The sequence below is a fragment of the Streptomyces sp. NPDC002276 genome (genome assembly GCF_053891435.1).
The window spans coordinates 55,198-74,267 of sequence record NZ_JBSFCQ010000012.1 but is presented as its reverse complement, the minus strand read 5'-3'; the positions used below and the strand labels follow the sequence as shown (position 1 = coordinate 74,267).

At 71.6% G+C, this 19,070-nt stretch carries 18 protein-coding genes; 7 read left to right on the top strand and 11 right to left on the bottom strand.

The genetic code is table 11. The features are described 5' to 3' along the window. Positions 1–17: 17 nt before the first annotated feature. The gene (gene lysX / locus ACWIHT_RS28280; protein ID WP_456171105.1) at positions 18–3,290 is read right to left on the bottom strand and encodes a bifunctional lysylphosphatidylglycerol synthetase/lysine--tRNA ligase LysX; all 3,273 of its coding nucleotides are present in this window, start codon (positions 3,288–3,290) and stop codon (positions 18–20) included. A gap of 91 nt (positions 3,291–3,381) precedes the next feature. Here lysX and ACWIHT_RS28275 point away from each other — a divergent pair, with 91 nt between their 5' ends. Then, positions 3,382–3,843, top strand: coding sequence for a universal stress protein (locus ACWIHT_RS28275; protein WP_456171104.1), 462 nt, complete (start codon positions 3,382–3,384; stop codon positions 3,841–3,843). Positions 3,844–3,849: 6 nt separating this feature from the next. On the opposite strand, the gene ACWIHT_RS28270 is transcribed toward ACWIHT_RS28275, so the two are convergent. Then, positions 3,850–4,677, bottom strand: a complete 828-nt coding sequence (locus ACWIHT_RS28270) for an alpha/beta fold hydrolase (protein WP_456171103.1) — start codon at positions 4,675–4,677, stop codon at positions 3,850–3,852. A 57-nt stretch (positions 4,678–4,734) separates the two neighbouring features. On the opposite strand from ACWIHT_RS28270, the gene ACWIHT_RS28265 reads away from it, so the two are divergent. Then, a complete protein-coding gene (locus tag ACWIHT_RS28265; protein WP_456171102.1) occupies positions 4,735–5,205 on the top strand; it encodes a MarR family winged helix-turn-helix transcriptional regulator in 471 nt (156 codons plus the stop codon). Between the two features lie 7 nt (positions 5,206–5,212). On the opposite strand, the gene ACWIHT_RS28260 is transcribed toward ACWIHT_RS28265, so the two are convergent. Beyond that, a complete protein-coding gene (locus tag ACWIHT_RS28260; RefSeq protein ID WP_456171101.1) occupies positions 5,213–6,352 on the bottom strand; it encodes a CapA family protein in 1,140 nt (379 codons plus the stop codon). A 222-nt stretch (positions 6,353–6,574) separates the two neighbouring features. On the opposite strand from ACWIHT_RS28260, the gene ACWIHT_RS28255 reads away from it, so the two are divergent. The 4 genes from ACWIHT_RS28255 (at position 6,575) to ACWIHT_RS28240 (ending at position 8,915) form a co-directional block, all read left to right on the top strand. Next, positions 6,575–7,120, top strand: coding sequence for a sigma-70 family RNA polymerase sigma factor (locus ACWIHT_RS28255; RefSeq protein WP_359614403.1), 546 nt, complete (start codon positions 6,575–6,577; stop codon positions 7,118–7,120). A gap of 157 nt (positions 7,121–7,277) precedes the next feature. Then, on the top strand, positions 7,278–7,793 hold the full coding sequence (locus ACWIHT_RS28250; protein WP_456171100.1) for a hypothetical protein: 516 nt from the start codon (positions 7,278–7,280) through the stop codon (positions 7,791–7,793). Between the two features lie 141 nt (positions 7,794–7,934). After that, positions 7,935–8,585 (top strand): zf-HC2 domain-containing protein, encoded by a 651-nt coding sequence (locus tag ACWIHT_RS28245; RefSeq protein WP_456171099.1) that lies wholly within the window; start codon positions 7,935–7,937, stop codon positions 8,583–8,585. A gap of 45 nt (positions 8,586–8,630) precedes the next feature. Continuing rightward, the gene (locus ACWIHT_RS28240) at positions 8,631–8,915 is read left to right on the top strand and encodes a hypothetical protein (RefSeq protein WP_456171098.1); all 285 of its coding nucleotides are present in this window, start codon (positions 8,631–8,633) and stop codon (positions 8,913–8,915) included. On the opposite strand, the gene ACWIHT_RS28235 is transcribed toward ACWIHT_RS28240, so the two are convergent. The 3 genes from ACWIHT_RS28235 to ACWIHT_RS28225 form a co-directional block, all read right to left on the bottom strand. Beyond that, positions 8,908–9,771, bottom strand: a complete 864-nt coding sequence (locus tag ACWIHT_RS28235; RefSeq protein WP_456171097.1) for an Fpg/Nei family DNA glycosylase — start codon at positions 9,769–9,771, stop codon at positions 8,908–8,910. The genes ACWIHT_RS28240 and ACWIHT_RS28235 overlap by 8 nt on opposite strands. A 31-nt stretch (positions 9,772–9,802) precedes the next feature. Continuing rightward, complete coding sequence (locus tag ACWIHT_RS28230; RefSeq protein WP_456171096.1) at positions 9,803–11,869, bottom strand: SpoIIE family protein phosphatase; 2,067 nt, start codon at positions 11,867–11,869, stop codon at positions 9,803–9,805. Positions 11,870–11,935: 66 nt separating this feature from the next. Then, complete coding sequence (locus ACWIHT_RS28225; RefSeq protein ID WP_456171095.1) at positions 11,936–13,243, bottom strand: DUF6777 domain-containing protein; 1,308 nt, start codon at positions 13,241–13,243, stop codon at positions 11,936–11,938. A gap of 135 nt (positions 13,244–13,378) precedes the next feature. Here ACWIHT_RS28225 and ACWIHT_RS28220 point away from each other — a divergent pair, with 135 nt between their 5' ends. Then, positions 13,379–14,806: a lipase maturation factor family protein gene (locus ACWIHT_RS28220; RefSeq protein WP_456171094.1), complete on the top strand. Its 1,428-nt coding sequence runs from the start codon at positions 13,379–13,381 to the stop codon at positions 14,804–14,806. Here the strand turns inward: ACWIHT_RS28220 and ACWIHT_RS28215 are convergent. The 5 genes from ACWIHT_RS28215 to ACWIHT_RS28195 are packed head-to-tail and all read right to left on the bottom strand — an operon-like array spanning position 14,794 to position 19,028. Next, positions 14,794–15,633, bottom strand: a complete 840-nt coding sequence (locus ACWIHT_RS28215) for an amidohydrolase family protein (RefSeq protein ID WP_456171093.1) — start codon at positions 15,631–15,633, stop codon at positions 14,794–14,796. The genes ACWIHT_RS28220 and ACWIHT_RS28215 overlap by 13 nt on opposite strands. Continuing rightward, positions 15,630–15,944: an L-rhamnose mutarotase gene (locus ACWIHT_RS28210; protein ID WP_456171092.1), complete on the bottom strand. Its 315-nt coding sequence runs from the start codon at positions 15,942–15,944 to the stop codon at positions 15,630–15,632. Before ACWIHT_RS28210 ends, ACWIHT_RS28215 begins: the two co-directional genes overlap by 4 nt. Next, positions 15,941–16,930 (bottom strand): aldo/keto reductase, encoded by a 990-nt coding sequence (locus ACWIHT_RS28205; RefSeq protein ID WP_456171091.1) that lies wholly within the window; start codon positions 16,928–16,930, stop codon positions 15,941–15,943. The genes ACWIHT_RS28210 and ACWIHT_RS28205 overlap by 4 nt, the downstream gene beginning before the upstream one ends. After that, positions 16,927–17,682, bottom strand: coding sequence for an SDR family NAD(P)-dependent oxidoreductase (locus ACWIHT_RS28200; protein WP_456171090.1), 756 nt, complete (start codon positions 17,680–17,682; stop codon positions 16,927–16,929). Before ACWIHT_RS28200 ends, ACWIHT_RS28205 begins: the two co-directional genes overlap by 4 nt. Then, a complete protein-coding gene (locus ACWIHT_RS28195) occupies positions 17,679–19,028 on the bottom strand; it encodes an L-fuconate dehydratase (protein ID WP_456171089.1) in 1,350 nt (449 codons plus the stop codon). The genes ACWIHT_RS28200 and ACWIHT_RS28195 overlap by 4 nt, the downstream gene beginning before the upstream one ends. Positions 19,029–19,070: the final 42 nt, after the last annotated feature.

Genomic DNA, 19,070 nt, shown 5'->3' with positions numbered 1-19,070 from the left:
GCCCAGCGTTCGGACGCTCAGCGGCGCCGGACGAGAGGGAACGGCAGCGTCTCACGGATCGTCAGACCGGTGAGGAACATGACGAGTCGGTCCACGCCGATGCCGAGGCCCCCGGTGGGCGGCATCGCGTATTCGAGGGCGTCGAGGAAGTCCTCGTCGAGTTCCATCGCCTCGGGGTCTCCCCCGGCGGCCAGCAGCGACTGGGCGGTGAGGCGGCGGCGCTGTTCGACGGGGTCGGTCAGCTCGGAGTAGGCGGTGCCGAGTTCGGTGCCGAAGGCGACCAGGTCCCAGCGCTCGGCGAGCCGCGGGTCCGTGCGGTGCTGGCGGGTGAGCGGGGAGACGTCGGTCGGGAAGTCCTTGTAGAAGGTGGGCAGCCGGGTCGGTTCCTCCACCAGCCGCTCGTACATCTCCAGTACGACGTCCCCGCGCGGGTCGTCGACGCCGTACGGCACCTTCGCGCGGTCGCAGAGCCGGTGCAGTGCGGGCAGTTCGGTGTCGGCGTCGACCGGCTCCCCCAGCGCCTCGGAGATCGCGCCGTAGACGGTCTTGACCGGCCAGGGGCCCGAGATGTCGTACTCCTCGCCGCCCTTGCGCGCGACGGGCGAGCCGAAGGCGGCGGTCGCGGCACCCTGGATGAGTTCGCGGGCGAGGTCGAGCATCACGTCGTAGTCGGCGTACGCCTGGTAGGCCTCCAGCATCGTGAACTCGGGGTTGTGCTTGTAGGAGACGCCCTCGTTGCGGAAGGTGCGGCCCATCTCGAAGACCTTCTCCAGGCCGCCGACACAGAGGCGCTTGAGGTACAGCTCCGGGGCGATGCGCAGATAGAGGTCGAGGTCGTAGGCGTTGATGTGGGTGGTGAAGGGGCGGGCGTTGGCGCCGCCGTGGATCTGCTGGAGCATCGGGGTCTCCACCTCCAGGTAGCCGCGCTCCAACAGGCCCTGGCGCAGGGCCTGTACGGCGGTGGAGCGGGCGCGGACCACATCGCGGGCGGCGGGGCTCGCGACCAGGTCGAGGTAGCGCATGCGGACCTTGGCCTCGGGGTCGGTGAGGCCGCGGCGCTTGTCGGGCAGCGGGCGCAGACACTTGCCGGTGAGCTGCCAGGAGGCGACGAAGACGGTGGGTTCGCCCTTGTCGCTGGTGCCCGCGCGGCCGGTCGCGGTGATGTGGTCGCCGATGTCGGTGTCGGCGGTGAAGCGGTCGAGGGCGGGGCCCGACTCGGCGCGGGTGAGGGCGAGTTGGTGGTCGCCGGACCAGTCGCGCAGGGTGAGGAAGACGATGCCGCCGAGGTCGCGCACCCTCATCACCCGCCCGGCGACGGTGACTTGGTCCCCCGCGCGGATCTCGGCGAGGGTGTGGGTGCGCTGCGGGACGCCGACCGGGTAGGGGTCGGTGCCCGCGTCGCGCAGCCGGTCGAGTTTGTGGTGCCGGACGCGGACCTGTTCGGGCAGGCCGTTCTCCGGACCGTCGGTCTCGTCCTCGCTGTCGAGGCCGAGCGCCGACAGGGACGGCAGATCGGCGGTGGTCGCGGGCCGCGGGCCGCTCTTCGGGTGCCCCTTTCCCCAGAGTTGGCGCAGCGACGGTACGGAGACGAAGCCCTCGGCGATGCCGGAGGCGAGGCTGATCCGGGCCAGGGAGGCGGTCTCGCCGTAGCAGATGAAGCGGGGGTACCACTCGGGGTGGTACTTGGCGTTGGAGCGGTAAAGGGCCTCCAGTTGCCACCACTTGGAGAAGAACAGGAGCAGGCGGCGCCACAGGCGGAGGACCGGGCCCGCGCCGATGCGGGCGCCCTCCTCGAAGGCCGAGCGGAACACGGCGAAGTTGAGGGAGATCCGGTGGACGCCCAACTTCGGTGCGGTGGCGCAGAGTTCGGCGACCATGAACTCCATGACGCCGTTGGGGGCGGTGCGGTCGCGGCGCATCAGGTCGAGGGAGACGCCGTCGCTCCCCCAGGGGACGAGGGAGAGCAGGGCGAGCAACTTGCCGTCCTCGCCGAGGGCTTCGACGAGGAGGCAGTCGCCGTCGGCCGGGTCGCCGAGGCGGTCCAGGGCCATGGAGAAGCCGCGTTCGGTCTCGGTGTCGCGCCAGGCGTCGGCGCGGTCGACGACCTCCTCCATCTCCGCGTCGGTGAGGGTGGCGTGACGGCGGATACGGCAGGTGGCACCGGCGCGGCGCACGCGGCTCACGGCCTGCCGGGTGACGCGCATGTCGCGGCCCGCGAGGTCGAAGTCGGCGACGTGCAGGATCGCCTCGTCGCCGAGTTGGAGGGCTCCGAGCCCGGCGCGGGCGAAGGCTCGTGCGCCGTCCTCGGAGGCGCCCATCACGGCGGGGGCCCAGGCGTGCCGGCGGGCCAGGTCGAGCCAGGCGGCGATGGCGTGCGGCCAGGCCTCGCGGTCGCCGACCGGGTCGCCGCTGGCGAGGCAGACGCCGGCCTCGACGCGGTAGGTGACGGCGGCCTTGCCGCTGGGCGAGAAGACGACGGCCTTGTCGCGCCGGGTGGCGAAGTAGCCGAGGGAGTCCTGGCCGCCGTAGGCCTTAAGGAGGGCGCGGATGCGGTCCTCCTCGTCGCCGTGCAGGGCGGCTTCGAGGCGCTGGGAGCGGAAGAGGACGGTGGCCGCGTTGAGGAGGGCGAGCGCGCCGAAGAGACCGAGGAGGAAGAACAGGGCGCGGGGCGGGCGCCCGTCGAAGGAGCGGCCGGAGACCAGGCCGCCGCAGACCCGGTCGGCGGCCCAGCCCAGGTGCTGGCTCTCGGGGAGCGTGCCGGGGAACAGGGAGACCAGTCCCCAGCCGGCCAGGATCGCGACGGCGAGTCCGGCGAACAGGACGGCGAGGGCTCGTCGTACGGCCGCGCGGCGGGAGGCGGCGTAGAACTGCTTGCGGGCGACGATCAGCAGGACCAGCAGCAGGGCGCAGACGATGAGAGACGGGAAGGACTCGGCGTACAGGCCTAGGGCCACGCCGAGGACGTCGGTCAGGACGAGCAGGCCCAGATAGACGACGACCAGCCACCAGGCGATCTTCTTGCGGGCGGCGGTCGCGGCGGCCAGCAGGAACAGGAAGACCGCGTAGGCGAGGTTGGCGCTGACGGGGACGATGAGGAGGTCGAGGAAGCGGACCACTGGGCGCAGTACCCGGCGCAGCGGGGCGATGAAGGCCAGTAGCACGCAGAGCAGGCCGAGGGCGCCGAAGAAGGTCGCGAAGCCCTCGGGCACCCTGCTGAGGAGGCCGTGGCCGGGCGGCCGTATCGGAGCCTTGGTGTCCTTGGACCCGGGCGCCTCCACGGTGGCAGTCATGCTTCCGACTGTAGGAACAGGGCGGGCCGCGCGCCCGTCGAGAGCTCCCCGGGCAGGTTCGGGACCTGCGGGTTCCGATAGCCTGCCAGCCGTGACGGAACAGCAGCCAACTCAGTTCGAGCGGGGCACGGACGGGCCGAAGGTCATCGTGGTCGGGGTGGACGGCTCCGAGTCCTCGTTGCGGGCCGCGGCCTATGCCGCGGGGATGTCGCGGCGGCAGCACGCGCTGCTCGCCATCGTGTACGTGCAGCCGGTGCTGGCGGCGGGTGCGGCCGTGGGGGCGCCGGTCGCCGAGACGACCGACGAGATCGCCGAGGACCTGGTCGCCCAGATCCGGAACGAGACCGAGCGGGTGAAGGGGATATTCGACATCCGCTGGGAGTTCCACACGTTCCGCGGCGATCCCTACGGCGGTCTGGTGAAGGCCGCCGACGAGCTGAAGGCCGACGCGGTCATCGTCGGCGCCTCCGAGCAGGCCGGCCACCGGATCATCGGGTCGGTCGCGGTGCGGTTGGTGAAGGCGGGGCGGTGGCCGGTGACGGTGGTGCCGTAGGCGCCGTCAGCGGGAGTGCAGGAAGTCCAGGAGGATCGCGTTGAACTCCTCGGGCTTCTCCATGTTCGGGTAGTGGGCGGCGCCCTCGATCGCGGTCGAGCGGCCGTTCTGGACCGTGTCGGTGAAGCGGTTCGCCATGGCGAGGCTGTCGGGCCAGTCGAGGGCGCCGTTGATCGCGAGGACCGGGGCGTCGAGTTTCGGGACGCGGGGCCACGGGTCGCCCAGCGGGACGTACCGGTCGCGTTCGCCCGGTGTGTGCTTGGCGAGCGTGTGGGCGGTGAGTTCGCGCAGGCGCCGGATGACGGACGGTTCGACCTCGGCCACCTCACGGTGCGGGCCCGCCACGCCTTCGGCGAAGTGGTCGAGCCAGCCCGCGAGGTCACCGGCGGCGAGCAACTGCCCGCCGCGGGCCTGGTGTTCGAGCAGTTGGGGGTCGGTGTACTCGAACGCGCTGGTGCCGGCGCCGGAGACGACGATCGCGCGGACCAGTTCGGGGTGTTCCAGGGCGGTGTCGGTGGCGACGGCCGCGCCCATGCACAGGCCGACCAGGACGGCGGGGCCCAGGTCGAGGTGGCGCAGGAGTCCCGCGAGGTCGTCGGCCCAGCGGAACGGCCCGCTCGCGTTGGCCGAGAAGCCGTGACCGCGGATGTCCGGGGCGATGACGCGGAAGTCGCGGGCGAGGACCGGTATCTGGTCGTCGAAAACGCGGTGGTCGGCGAAGCCGGAGTGGAGGAGGACCACGGGGTCGCCGGTGCCCACGTCACGGTAGGCGAGGTCCCCGTCGGCAGATGCGAAGAAGCTCAGTTCCGAAGCAGGTTCCGAAGCAGCTGTCATGACAACCAAGGTGTCATCTTCGGGGAAGGTTGGCAACCCAGGTGTCATGATGGGCTCGTGAACGACTCCGCTCCCCTCTCCCCCGACGAACTCGGCCACCGCCTCACCGAGGTGTTCGACCTGGTGGGCCCGCTCTACCGGCGCGCCCTGCGCAAGGTCGAGCAGGGCGAACCCGTCGAGGGGGTCTCCGTCGGCGTGCGCGCCGTACTGGACCTGCTGCGGCAGCACGGGCCCATGACCGTGCCCCAGATGGGCCGGACCCTGGCCCTGAGCCGGCAGTTCGTGCAGCGCATGGTCAACGAGGCCGTGGTCCACAGCTGGGTGGAGGTCACGCCCAACCCCGCGCACCAGCGGTCCTCCCTGATCCGGCTCACCGAGGAGGGCCGGTCCGTCATCACGTCCGTCCTCGGCCGCGAGCACTCCCTCAACCGCCAGGTCGGCGGCGATCTGACCGGCGCCGAGGTCAGCGCGTGCGTGCGGGTGCTCACCGAGATCCTCAGGACCTTCGACCACGTGGACGTGGACTGACCCTCCGTCACTTCCCCATCATCAGCCCGTCCTTCGCCGCGCCCCGGCTCAGCACCACCTCGCGGAGGCGGTCGCGGTCCCCGGTCAACTCGGCGCCCTGGGCGATCGCTTGGTTCACGTCGACGACCCGGCCCGCGTCGACGTCGAACAGCTGCGGGACGAACTCCGCCTTCGCCACCTCCCACCGCGCGCCGGACCGGGCGGGCGGTACGAAGGTGAAGCGGGCGAGGGTGCTCGTGTCGCCGCCGGGGTCCTGGGTGCCCGCATTGTCGAACATCTCGCCGGTGACCTGGTCGCCGAGCCCGTAGACCACCCAGGTGCCGTTGACCTTCTCGTACGGCTGCGGGGTGCGGGCGTGGGTGCCGAGGATCAGGTCGATGTCGGGGCGGCCGGCGGTGCGGGCCGCGGTGAGTTCCCCGGCCAGCGCGACCTGTTGCGGGTCGGGCGCGTCCTGGCCCGGTGTGCCCCAGCGCAGGGAGACGACGACCACGTCGGCGCCCGCGCGCCGGGCCTCGCGGGCGTCGGCGAGGATGCGGGCGGGGTCGAGGAGGTTGACGGACCAGGGCTCGCCGGCCGGCAGTGGGACGCCGTTCGTGCCGGCGGTGTAGGCGAGGTGGGCGACCTTCGCGGGCCCGGCGCGCAACAGCGTGACCGTGCGCGCCTCGGCCTCACCGCGCGCCGTTCCCGCGTGCCGGACGCCGGCGCCGTCGAGGGTGTCGAGGGTGTGCCGGACGCCGAAGGAGCCGTCGTCCAGGCTGTGGTCGGAGGCGGTGGAGCAGCTGTCGTAGCCGGTCGCGGCGAGGGCCCGGGCCTCCTCGGGCGGGGAGTCGAAGAACGGGGCGCCGGTGCGGTCGCCGTAGGCGGTCTCGATGTGACACAGCGCCAGATCGGCCCGGGAGACGAGGGGTTGGACGCCGGAGAGCATCGGCGCGAAGTCGTAGCCGGTGCCGCCCGCGTCGAAGCGGGCGCGGTCGAGGACGGCGCTGTGCGGGAGGATGCCGCCGGCGGCGACGAGGGTGAAGCCGCGGGCGGCGGGGGGTGCCGGGCGGCCGGCGGCCTTCGGGTCGTGGTGCTGGGCCTGGCAGGCGGCGGCCGCGGCGAGAAGGCCCACCAGGGCGACGGCCACCTGTCGTCTGCGTGCGATCATCAATTCACCCCACTGTGGTCATATTTACCCACCGATAGGTATGAACCTCAGCGCCCCCGCAAACGGCTTCGGGCCCCTCATGACCCGTCCGGTGTGCGCGTGTGGGGGATCGCCGGGTGGCGCGGACCGTTCGTCGCACCGTTCGCCGACGCGATCGACCGTCCGCCGCAGCTCCCTGCGCGCGCCCTGTCCCCGGGCCGCGCGCTGCGATGCCATACGGCCATGACGGCCGGACCCACGCTCACCAACGGAACGACCGCCGAGCACGAGCTCGCCGCACTCCAGCGCGAGCACGGCAGGCCGCTGTTCGCACTGCTGCTCCGGCTCTGCGACGGCGACCGCCAGCGCGCCGAGGACCTCGTCCAGGAGACCCTGGTACGGGCCTGGCAGCACCCCGAGGCCTTGCGCGCCGACGACTTCGACTCCGTACGGCCCTGGCTGCTGACGGTGGGCCGACGGCTCGCCATCGACGCGCGGCGGGCCCGGCAGGCGCGACCGCCCGAGGTCGGGGACGCGGTGCTGGAGAACGCGCGGGTCTGTGCCGATCACGCGGAACGGTCGGCGGCGACGCTCGATGTGCGGGAGGCTGTGAAGACTCTCACTCCGGAGCACCGCGAAGTCCTGGTGCTCGTGTACTTCCAGGGGGCGAGTGTGGCGGAGGCCGCGGCGGCCCTCGGGATTCCGCCCGGTACGGTGAAGTCCCGTGCCTATTACGCGCTCCGCGCCCTGCGCCGGGTGCTTCCCGGCTATGCGGCCGACCTGCGGTGAAACCAACTCCTTAGTCAAACCTCCGTAAAGCGCCTTGCTCAGGACCCCGGTTGAGTAATCGGCTGTCCTCATCCGTGTTCCGGACTGGGGGGCTCGGGGGTTCCTGACGGAGCCTCGGGCCGGGCGACGCGCACGCACCGGAGGAAGGCAGGAAGGGATGCTGCACAGAGGTCAAGAGAGCACGGACGGCACCGGCGGCGGTGAACTCACCGTCCCCATGGCCTGGTTGTACGCCGAGTACATCGCCGACGAACTGCTGCGGACCGGCGACCTGATGCCGCCGACGTCCTTCGAGTTCCGCGCGGGACGGGACGCGCTGGCGCTGACCATCTTCCTCTCCGACACGGACGGTGAATTGTCCGGTATCAGGGTGGTCACCCAACTTGAGACCTGGCTTTCGCTCACGGCGTACGACCAGCCGTGGCAGGACTGGGTCCAGGAACGTATGTCCAAGTTGACGGCGGAGGTTGTCGAGGCCGGCGTCGACGCACCGGACCTGGCGCTGGCGGAGAACGCCTGGCGCTGGCTGGAGGAGACCGAGCTGCTCGCGCCCGATCTGGACGCGGTGCCGGGAGGCGGTCCGGTGACCGGTGAGGACGACGGGCCGAAGGTCTGGACGCCCGCCTGGCAGCTGGGTCTGCCGCTCGGCCATCTCGCCATCCATCTTTTTTGAAACAGGGACCAATCCATGGGTTCGACCGCTACGAATTCGTGATGGCGATTCTGTGTGCGCCTTGAGTGATTCGACGGGCTGGTGCGTACCGATGGGAGCAAGGAGTAACCCCACCCGCACCTAACGGCACGAGGATTCGTCATGAGGTCCCTGGAAAGGCATCGCGACGTCGGCGCGTACGCGCTCGGCGTGCTGGACGAGGCGGAGGCCTTCCGCTTCGAGGATCACCTCATGGAGTGCACCAGCTGCGCGGCTCATGTGACCGAATTCGGTCCCGCCTCACGGCAGTTGATGCTGTACCGGCGTGCGACGCCGCGCTACGTGCACCCCATGGCGCAACCCGGGCCCCGGCTGCTCGACCGGTTGCTCGGCGAGGTGTCCGCCCGCCAACGGGCCGGACGGCGGCGTTTTCTCTACGCCGTGGCCGCCTCGGTGGTACTGGCCGTGGGCGGCCCCGCGGTGGCGACGTTCGCCGGGGGCGGCGACGGTGCCGTACAACTCACCGCGACCGACGCCAAGTCGGGCGTGTGGGCACAGGTCACGTCCGCGAACGAGAACTACGGCAGTGACGTGTCCCTCAAGATCAAGGACGGCGCGGGCCCCCGCTCCTGTCGTCTCGTGGTCGTCGGCCGGGACGGTTCCGAGCAGGTCGTGACCAGTTGGAACGTTCCCGCGCACGACGCCTCGATGATCACGATGCAGGGCGGCGCGGCGATGCACCCCGACGAGATCGACCACTACGACGTCCGAACGGCCGACGGCCGGCAGCTGGTCCGGCTCATGTCCCACTGAAGTCCCGCTCCGCGGGGGCCTGTTGCGGCAGTGCATCCTGTGGCGATGGACGACACCCGGTCTGCGAAGAACACCCGATCCGTACTGCTGCGCGGCCTGTGGTGCGACGCGATCGACGGCTGGGGCACCCCCGGCGCGGTGGATCAACTCCCGGCCGCCCGAAGGCTGCTGGCCGCCGGGGCGAACAGGGACGACCTTGTCCGTCTCGCCCGGGCCGTCGCGTACGAGGCGGTGTTCGCGACGCTGGAAACCCTCGATGGAGGACCTGTTGACGTCGGACCCCGGCGGACGCGACGGAGCCGACCTCTGGCAGTAGCCCCGGCTACTTGAGCAGCTTCGACATCCGTCGGTCCGCCAGTGGCTTGCCGCCCGTCTGGCAGGTGGGGCAGTACTGGAGCGACGAGTCGCTGAAGGAGACCTCGCGGATGGTGTCGCCGCAGACCGGGCAGGGCTGACCGGTGCGGCCGTGGACGCGCAGGCCGCTCTTCTTCTCCGCCTTCAGGCGGCCCGCGGCCACGCCCCGGGAGCGTTCGACGGCTTCGGTGAGCGTGGTGCGCAGGGCCTCGTAGAGGATGTGCGTCTGGGCCGCCGTCAGTGACGACGCGAGCTTGAACGGGGACATCCTCGCCGCGTGCAGGATCTCGTCGCTGTACGCGTTGCCCACCCCGGCGATCAGGGTCTGGTCGCGCAGCGCGCCCTTGAGCTGACGCCGTTCGTCCTTGAGGAGTGCGGCGAAGCGCGGCTCGTCGAAGTCGTCGGCCAGCGGGTCGGGGCCGAGGCGGGCGACGCCCGGGACGGACCGCGGGTCCGCCACGACGTACACCGCCAGGCGCTTCTGCGTGCCCGCCTCCGTGAGGTCGAAGCCCTCGCCCGTCTCCAGGGCCACCCGGAGTGCGAGCGGGCCCTTGCCGGGGCGGGGCGGGCCGTCCGGGAGGCGGTCCTTCCAGTGCAGCCAGCCCGCCCGGGCGAGGTGGGTCACGAAGTGCGGGCCGCCGTCCGTCTCGACGTCCAGGAACTTGCCGTACCGGTGCACGGCCACCACCTCGTGTCCCTCCAGCGCGGTGGGCGGAGGGTCGTACGTCTTCAGGACGCTGATGGCGACGGGCAGCACCCGTACGATCTCGTGGCCGACGAGGTGTTCGGTCAGGAAGTCCTTCAGCGCTTCGACCTCGGGAAGTTCCGGCATACGTCCAGGGTGCCATCAGAGGGCCGTGGGGTCAGCTCCGGTCCGGCACCACGAACTCGCACCACACGCACTTGCCGCTGCCGCGCGCCTCCACGCCCCACACGTCCGTGAGCAGGTCGACGAGGAGGAGACCGCGCCCGGAGACGCCGTCCTCGCCCGCCTCGCGGCGGCGCGGGAGGGCGCTGGAGGAGTCCTCGACCTCGACGCGCAGCCGGCGGTCGGAGCCGGTGAGGACCCTGAGGGTGACCATCGCGGCGCCCTCGGTGTGCATCAGGGCGTTGGTGATCAGTTCGTCGGCGACGAGTTCGACCTCGTCGGCGCGCTCGCGCCCGCCCCAGGCCCGGACGGCGGCCCGGATCATGTGCCGGGCCTGGGTGAGGGCCTCGGAGTCGCCGGGCGCCACATGCTGCTGGAGCCGGCCGCCGGAGCGCGGGGCGTCGAGGCCGCGGCGGCGCAGCAGGAGCAGCGCCACGTCGTCCTCGCCGCCGCGTTCCTCGGCCACGTCGATGAGCAGGTCGGCGAGGTCGCGGACGTCGTCGGGGCCGGAGGCGATGAGGGCGATGAGGGTCTGGAGTCCGTCGTCGAGATCCGCGCCGGGCTGTTCGACGAGGCCGTCGGTGCACAGCACCAGGGTCTGGCCGGGGTCGAGTTCGACGGTGGAGACGGGATATTCGAGCCGCCCGAACTCCGCGGACAGACCGAGCGGCAGCCCGCCCTCGACGGACATCCGCCGACAGGTCCCGTCCAACTGCCGTACCAGCGGGTCGATATGACCGGCCCGGACCACCTGGACCACTCCGGTGGACAGGTCGGCCTCGGCGTAGAGGCAGGTGGCGAAGCGGTCGGTGTCGAGTTCGTGCAGGAAGACGGAGGCACGGGCCATCACGGTGGCCGGGGTGTGCCCCTCGGCGGCGTACGCCTTGAGGACGATCCGCAGCTGGCCCATGACGGCGGCTGCGTGCGTGTCGTGGCCCTGCACGTCACCGATGACCGCGCCGACCCGGCCGCCGGGCAGCGGGATCAGGTCGTACCAGTCACCGCCGATGTCCCGCCCGAGCTTCGCGGACCGGTAGCGCACCGCGACATCGGCGCCCGGCACGCTCGGGATGGCGCGCGGCAGCATCGCCTGCTGGAGGCCCTGGGCGAGATCCTTCTCCTGCTCGTAGAACATGGCGCGCTGGAGGCTCTGCGCGATGCTGCTGCCCAGCGCGACGAGCACGTTGCGCTCCTCCGCCGAGAAACCGCGCCGGTCGCTGTAGAGCAGGCCTATCGTGCCGATGGGCCTGGCCTGGGCGATCAGCGGCAGATAGGCGCCCGCGGTGATGTGCAGTTCGGCGATGTGCTGCCACAGCAGCGGGTACCGCTCGGCGAACTCCTCGGGCGACTCGATGAACGCCGGGCTGAGCGTCCGTACGACCTCCGTCATCGGGTACGGCTCGTCGATCCGGAGGATCTCCTTTCCGGGTACGACGCTGCCCTCGGCGACCAGGCGGATCCGGCCTGCCTCCATCAGCCCCATGACCAGTCTGGTCGCGCCGAGATGGACGAGGCCGTGGGTGTCCATGAGGACGTCGATGACGTCCTGGACGGTACGGGCGTGCGCGAGGGCGGCGGTGGTGAGCTGGACGACGTTGGTCTGGTCGCGCCGGGCCGCGTCCAGGGCGGCCTGTTCACGGCGGGCCGCGTTCTCGGCGAGTTCCTCGGTGGCGTCCCGCACGATGCCGATGATCCGGCGCGGGCGGCCCGTCTCGTCGCGCCGGATGTAGCCCTGGGTGTGGGTCCAGCGCAGGGTGCCGTCTCTCAGGCGCATGCGGAAGTAGGCGCCGTAGTTCTCGCTGCCGTCCTTCATCGCCTGGGAGACGAGACCGTCGAGCCGGTAGCCCTCGGGGGGCGGTACCCGGATCGCCAGGGTCTCGGGCCGTCCGTCGTATTCGTCGGGGCGCAGGTCGAAGACCTCGTGGGCCTGGGCGTCCATGTGGAACAGGCCGTTGTCCAGGTCCCAGTCGAAGCTGCCCATGCGGTTGAGCGCCAGGATCGGGTCCGGGTGGGCGGGCCAGTCGTCCGGGAGTGACAGGGCGCTCGCTCCCCGATCAACCATGCGACCCACCTTGCCAGGATTTGCCCGACTCTTCGACTTCTCGGACACCTACGGCCGACCCCTCGGTCAGCCGCCGAAGACGTCCGTGGGGCTGTCGAAGCTGCTACTGGTGGCGTCGCCGGGGATCAGCCCGCCGCCGTCGGGCTGATCGGGGGTCTCCGGGACGGTCGGCGGGCCGATCTCGTCCGGGGAGCCGGGAACCTGGGAGGGCCGGGGCGCGACCGTCGTGGGGGTGGCCGTGACGGTCGCGGTGGGGCAGGCCGTGACGCCAGGGGCGGGGATCCGGGCCGCCGCGCCCGGGGTGACGGTGACGGTCGGGGTCGTCACGCAGCCGGGGGTGGACTTGTCCGGGGCGGTACTACGGCCGTCACCGGGGGACGCGCTCTCGTGGCTCGGCGAGGCGCTCGGGGAGGCGCTCAGCGAGGGGTCCGGCGAGGTGCTCGGTGACGTACTCGTCCCACTGGACGGGGCGCTGGAATGACTGTCGTGCGGTCGCGGCGACGTACTTCCGTGCGGGACCGGCGTGGTGCCGGGCCGCGTCGGCGGCACATGGTCCGGCGGTCGTACGACGTGGTCGTGGTGCGGCCCGCGATGGCCGAGGGGCCGTTCGATCCAGGTGTTGTCGACGACGTTGACGATCGTGATGTTGGTGATCACCTGTGGCGCCGGAGTCACCACGACCACCTCGGCGGGCCGGTACCCGGACCAGCCCTGTCCTCCGCTGCCGGAGTTCCCGCCCGCCACGCCCGCCTTGAGCGGGTTGCCGCAGGCGCAGCGCACGCGGGGCACGCCCCTGTTGTCGACGAGGACGGCGGTGCCGGCCTGGAGGACCGACTGGAAACCGGTCACCCGTGCGTCACGGAACCCGTGGTTGGTAACCTGGGTGTCGGCGCGCAGCACGACCGAGGTCAGCCCGCGCAGATAGCCGGGAATCGCGCTCCGGGAGATCCCCTCGGCCCGCGCGAAGGCACCGGCCTTGACCTGGTCGCGGGTGAGGTACGCGATCTGCCGCTCGACATCGCAGCTGCCGCTGCGCGCGGTGCCGCCGTAGAGGCCGGGTGTGGCGCCGGAGACGGCGAGCGTGCGGTCCGGGGACGCGGTCCGCGTGGGCGGCGGCAACGCGGGCGCGGACCCCGTGGGCGTCGACTGCGGCGTTCGGGTGACCCGCGGCGGGGTACTCGGCGCGGTGGCCGTGGAGTCCGTGAAGGGATCGGGGCCCCGCGCCGCGACGGGCTGTAGGAAGATCTCGCCGCTCGCCTTCGTGGCCTTGCCGCTCGACTTCATGCCTTGGGCGCCGTCGCCGCCGCAGCCGGCGACGAGGAGCGCCGCCGAGAGCGCGCAGGCCGTGGCGATGGTTCCGGTCGATGTGCGCACCGTGTTCTCCCGCCTCAAGCCGGGTGATTCGCCACTATTGTCTGCTTCACCCGCTTGGGTTACGCAACCGGAGGCATGGAAGACACAGAGTGACGGTCGGTCGGGGTGTGACGATGGAGGGAGGAGCGCACGGTCGTGGGATGGTTCACCGCACCCGACTACTGGCTGAGCCGGCTGGTCTTCCAGCGGGCCCTGGCCGGGGTCTATCTGGTCGCGTTCCTCACGGCGGCCGTGCAGTTCCGCGCGCTGATCGGTGAGCGCGGCATGCTGCCGGTCCCCCGGTTCGTCCGCCGGATGCCGTTCGGTCGGGCCCCGAGCCTCTTCCAACTCCACTACTCGGACCGCTACTTCGCGGGCTGCGCGTGGACGGGTTGCGCGGTGTCGGTGGCGCTGGCCGCCGGGCTCGACTCCCGACTCCCGCTCTGGGGCGGGATGTTGGCATGGCTGGTGCCGTGGGTGCTTTATCTGTCGATCGTCAACGTCGGCCAGACCTGGTACGCGTTCGGCTGGGAGTCGCTGCTGCTGGAGGTCGGTTTCCTGGCCGTCCTCCTCGGCAACGACGAGGTGGCGCCCCCGATCGTGGTGCTGTTCCTGCTGCGCTGGGTCCTGTTCCGGGTCGAGTTCGGCGCGGGCCTGATCAAGCTGCGCGGCGACGCGTGCTGGCGGAAGCTGACCTGCCTGGACTTCCACCACGAGACACAGCCGATGCCGGGCCCGCTGAGCTGGTTCTTCCACCATCTCCCCCGGCCGTTGCACCGGATCGAGGTCGCCGCCAACCACGTCACCCAACTCGCCGTGCCCGTCCTGCTGTTCACCCCGCAGCCGGTCGCGACGGCCGCCGCGTCCCTGATGATCGCCACTCAGCTGTGGCTGGTCCTGTCCGGCAACTTCGCCTGGCTGAACTGGCTCACCATCGCACTGGCCGTTTCGGCGGTCCGACTCCCCCGCACGGCGCCGTCACCCGTCCCCGGCCCACCGCCCCTCTGGTACGAGGTCGTGGTCCTGGCCGTCGCCGCCCTGCTGCTGTGGCTCAGCCACCGTCCAGTCCGCAACATGCTCTCCCGCCAGCAGACCATGAACCGTTCCTTCGACCCGCTCCATCTGGTCAACACCTACGGCGCGTTCGGCAACGTCAGCCGCGTCCGCCACGAGGTGGTGATCGAGGGCACGACGGACGCCGTCCCGCGCGAGGAGTCCGACTGGCGGGAGTACGAGTTCAGGGGCAAGCCGGGCCAACCGCACCGCTGGCCACGCCAGTTCGCGCCGTACCATCTGCGGCTGGACTGGATGATGTGGTTCGCGGCGCTCTCCCCCGGCTACGCCGAGCCGTGGTTCGGCGCGTTGGTGGAACGGCTCCTGGAGAACGACCGGGACACGCTACGACTGCTGCGGCGCTCGCCGTTCCCGCCGGAGGCGCCCCCGCGCTACGTCCGGGCCCGTCTCTTCCGCTACCGCTGCACGAACTGGCGGGAGTTGAGGGAGACGGGCGCGTGCTGGGAGCGGACGTTCGTGCGGGAGTACTTCCCGCCGACCAGGCTGGCGAAGGTGGTTCAGAGGCCGTAGACGCGGGTCGCCGTGCCTTCGAAGACCTCGGCCCGCTCCGCCGCACCGAGTCCGTCGGTCAACTCACCTGTCGCGACGGCGACTTCGCCATAGGTCGCCGCCAGGGTGCACACCGGCCAGTCGGTGCCGAACATCAGCCGGCCGGGCCCGAAGGCGTCGAGCGCGGCGTCCGTGTAGGAGCGCAGGTCCTGTGTGCTCCAGGTCTTCCAGTCGGCCTCCGTGACCAGGCCGGAGAGTTTGCAGTGGGTGTTGGGGAGCACGGCGAGGGAGCGCAGGGCGGCCTCCCACGGCTCCAGTCGGCCCGAGGCGACGGGCGGTTTGCCCAAGTGGTCGAGGACGAAGGTGAGTTGGGGCAGGGACGCGGCCGCCTGCACGCCGGCCGGGAACTGGTGGGGCAGCACGAGCAGGTCGTAGACGAGCCCCGCGTCGGCCACGGCGGCGAGGCCCCGGCGTACGTCGGGGCGCAGCAGCCAGTTCGGGTCGGGTTCGCCCTGTACCTGGTGGCGGATGCCCTTCAGGTAGTGGCCGCCGGGGAGTTCGCGCAGCCGGGCCAGTTCGTCGGCGATGTCGGGGCGGGTGAGGTCGGTCCAGCCGACGACTCCGGCGACGAGGTCGTGCGCCTCGGCGAGGGCGAGGAACTCCGGGGTCTCCTCGGCGACGGCGATCGTCTGGACGAGGACGGTGCGGTCGACGCCGGCCGCGCGCGCCTCGGGTTCGAGGTCGGTGAGGGTGAAGTCGCGGCGGATCGGCTGGAGTTCGGGTCCGGTGATCCAGTCCTGGTCGCGGACGGAGAGGTCCCAGACGTGGTGGTGGGCGTCGACGGTCATGGCAGCTCCCATACGACGGGCAGGCCGGCGTCGGTGCCCTCGCTCGTGTAGTCGTGCACCACGTCCAGGAGTTGGGCCATGCGGGCCTGCCAGGCGACGTTCACCGGGAGCTGGTCCAGCTCGGCCAGCAGGCGGGCGTAGTCGGCGCACTCCAGGACGTGGAAGAGGTCGGTGCCGCTGCGCCAGATCGTCCAGGAGGTGGCGCCGGCGGCCCGGATCGCGGCGGTGAGTTCCTTGGGGACCTCGCGGTGGGCGCTCTCGTACGCGTCGATGCGGTCGGCGCGCACCTTGGTGTGGAGGGCCACTCTCATGACAACTCCCCGGTGGGGACCGGGGCGTCGGCGGACAGCAGGCCCGTGTCCCGCAGCTCCCGCCAGAACGCGCCCGGGACCTTGGCCGCGAACTGCTCGGCGCAGTCCCGTACTTCGGCCGCCGAGCGGGCGCCGACCAGGACGCTCGCCACGGCCGGGTGCGCGGCGCAGAACGCCAGGGCGGCGGCGCGCAGGGTCGTGCCGTACCGCTCGGCCACTTCCTTCATGCGGAGCGCCCGGTCCAGCAACTCGGCCGGTGCCTGGGCGTAGTTGTAGGTCGCGTCCGGCTTGGGGTCCGCCAGGAGGCCGGAGTTGAAGGCGCCGCCGATGACGACGGACTTGCCCCGGGCGACGGCGGACGGGAGCAGTTCGGCGAGGGCGCTCTGGTCGAGGAGCGTGTAGCGGCCCGCGCACAGCACCACGTCCACGTCGGTGTCCTGGATGAAGCGGGTGAGCATCCCGGCCTGGTTCATGCCCGCGCCGATGGCGCCGACGACGCCCTCGGCGCGGAGCTTCTCCAGGGCGGGATAGCCCTCGCGGAAGGCCTGTTCGGCGTGGTCGTCGGGGTCGTGGAGGTAGACGACGTCGACGCGGTCGAGGCCGAGCCGTTCCAGGCTGGCGTCCAGGGTGCGCCGTATCCCGTCGGCGGTGAAGTCCCAGACGCGGCGGCTGGTGGCGGGCACGGCGAAGCCGTCGGCGAGGTCGTCGCCGGTCACCGTCTCCACGGGTGCCAGGCGACGGCCGACCTTGGTGGAGATCGTGTACTCCGCGCGCGGACGGTCGCGCAGCGCGGCGCCGAGACGGCGCTCGGAGAGGCCGATGCCGTAGTGGGGTGCGGTGTCGAAGTAGCGAATGCCTTGCTCCCAGGCCATGTTGACGGCCTGGTACGCCTGCTCGTCGGCGACTTCGGTGAACAGGTTGCCCAGCGGGGCGGCGCCCAGACCGAGCCCGCCCACCTCGACCCCGCTGCCGCCGAGGGTGCTCACTGGCCCACCGGCCTCAGGCGCAGGCCCTGCATGCCGCCGTCCACGGCGAGTGAGGTGCCGGTGGTGGCGCCGGACAGCGGGCTCGCCAAGTAGGCGATGGCGCCCGCGACTTCGGCCGCCGAGACGAGCCGGCCGGAGGGCTGGCGGGCGGCCAGGGCGGCGCGTTCGGCGGCCGGGTCGGTGGCCGAGTCGAGGAGGCGGCCGACCCAAGGGGTGTCCGCCGTACCGGGGTTGACGCAGTTGACGCGGATGCCCTCGCGGAGGTGGTCGGCGGCCATGGCGAGGGTGAGGGACTGCACGGCGCCCTTGGTGGCGCTGTACAGGGCGCGTTGGGGCAGTCCGGCGGTGGCGGCGATGGAGCAGGTGTTGACGATCGCCGCGTGGGAGGACCCGCGCAGATGCGGGAGCGCGGCGCGGCTGACCCGGACCATGCCGACGACGTTGACGTCCAGGACGCGGTGCCACTCGTCGTCGTCGTTGTCCTCGACGGTGCCCTGGGCGCCGATGCCCGCGTTGTTCACGACGATGTCGAGTCCGCCGAGGTCGGCGACGGCGGAGGCGACGGCCTGCCGTACGGAGGCGTCGTCGGTGACGTCGGCGCGGTAGCCGAGCAGCGGCTTCTCGACGCTGCTGGGGTCCAGGTCGAGGACGGCGACCGACGCGCCCCGCTCGGCGAGGAGTTCGGCGGTGGCCCGGCCGATGCCGGAGGCGCCGCCGGTGACCAGGGCCTTGAGGCCCTCGAAGTCGGTCATGCCGCGTGTCCCTTCTGGGTGTCGATGTCGGCGGCCCAGAAGGTGCCGCCGGGGAACGTGTAGCGCGCGATGGACTCGGGCCGCATGGTGGCCGAGAAGCCGGGTGTGCTGGGTGCCATGTAGTGACCTTCGCGGATCACCACCGGATCGAGGAAGTGGTCGTGCAGATGATCCACGTACTCGATGACGCGGTCGTCGGTGGTGCCGGAGACGGCGAGGTAGTCGAACATCGAGAGATGCTGGACGAGTTCGCACAGTCCGACGCCGCCCGCGTGCGGGCAGACGGGCACGCCGAACTTGGCGGCGAGCAGCAGGATCGCGAGGTTCTCGTTGACTCCGCCGACGCGGGCCGCGTCTATCTGGAGGATGTCGAGGGCGCCGGCCTGGAGCAGCTGCTTGAACACGACGCGGTTCTGGACGTGTTCGCCGGTCGCGACCTTCACCGGGGCCACGGCCGCGCGGATGGCGGCGTGGCCGAGGACGTCGTCGGGGCTGGTGGGTTCCTCGATCCAGTACGGGTCGAACTCGGTGAGGGCCTTGGTCCAGCGGATCGCCTCGGCCACGTCCCAGCGCTGGTTGGCGTCGATCGCCATCCTGATGTCGGGGCCGACGGCCGAACGGGCCACGCGGCAGCGCCGGATGTCGTCGTCGAGGTCGGCGCCGACCTTCAGCTTGATCTGCCGGAAGCCGTCCCGGACGGCCTGCACGGCGAGCCGGGTGAGCTTCTCGTCGTCGTAGCCGAGCCAGCCGGCGGAGGTGGTGTAGGCGGGAAATCCCGTCTCCAGAAGGCGAGTTCGACGGTCCTCCGCACCCGCCTTGCCGCGCCGCAGGATGTCCAGGGCCTCGTCCGGGGTGAGGGCGTCGGTGATGTACCTGAAGTCGATCTGGCCGACGAGCCATTCGGGGTCGGCGTCGGCGAGGAGCTGCCACAGGGGCTTGCCCGCGCGCTTGGCGGTGAGGTCCCAGGCGGCGTTGACCACGGCGCCGATCGCCATGTGCATCACGCCCTTCTCGGGCCCCAGCCAGCGGAGTTGACTGTCGCCGATCAGGTCACGGTTCAACGTCCCCGGATCCGCGCACAGTTCGTCGACGGACCGGCCGATCACATGGTCCCGCAGCGCGTGGATCGCGGCGACCTGGACTTCGTTGCCCCGCCCGATGGTGAAGCTGAATCCGTGCCCCTCGTGCCCGTCGGCCGCGTCGGTGCGCAGGACGACGTAGGCCGCCGAGTAGTCGGGGTCCGGGTTCATCGCGTCGGAACCGTCGAGTTCGCGCGAGGTGGGAAAACGGATGTCGTAGGTGTCGACCGCGGTGACGCGAGCGGGAGGGCCGGGGATCGGTGACACGGAAGGCCTTTCGGTCGGGTACAGGGATCCGGTGCCGTGCGG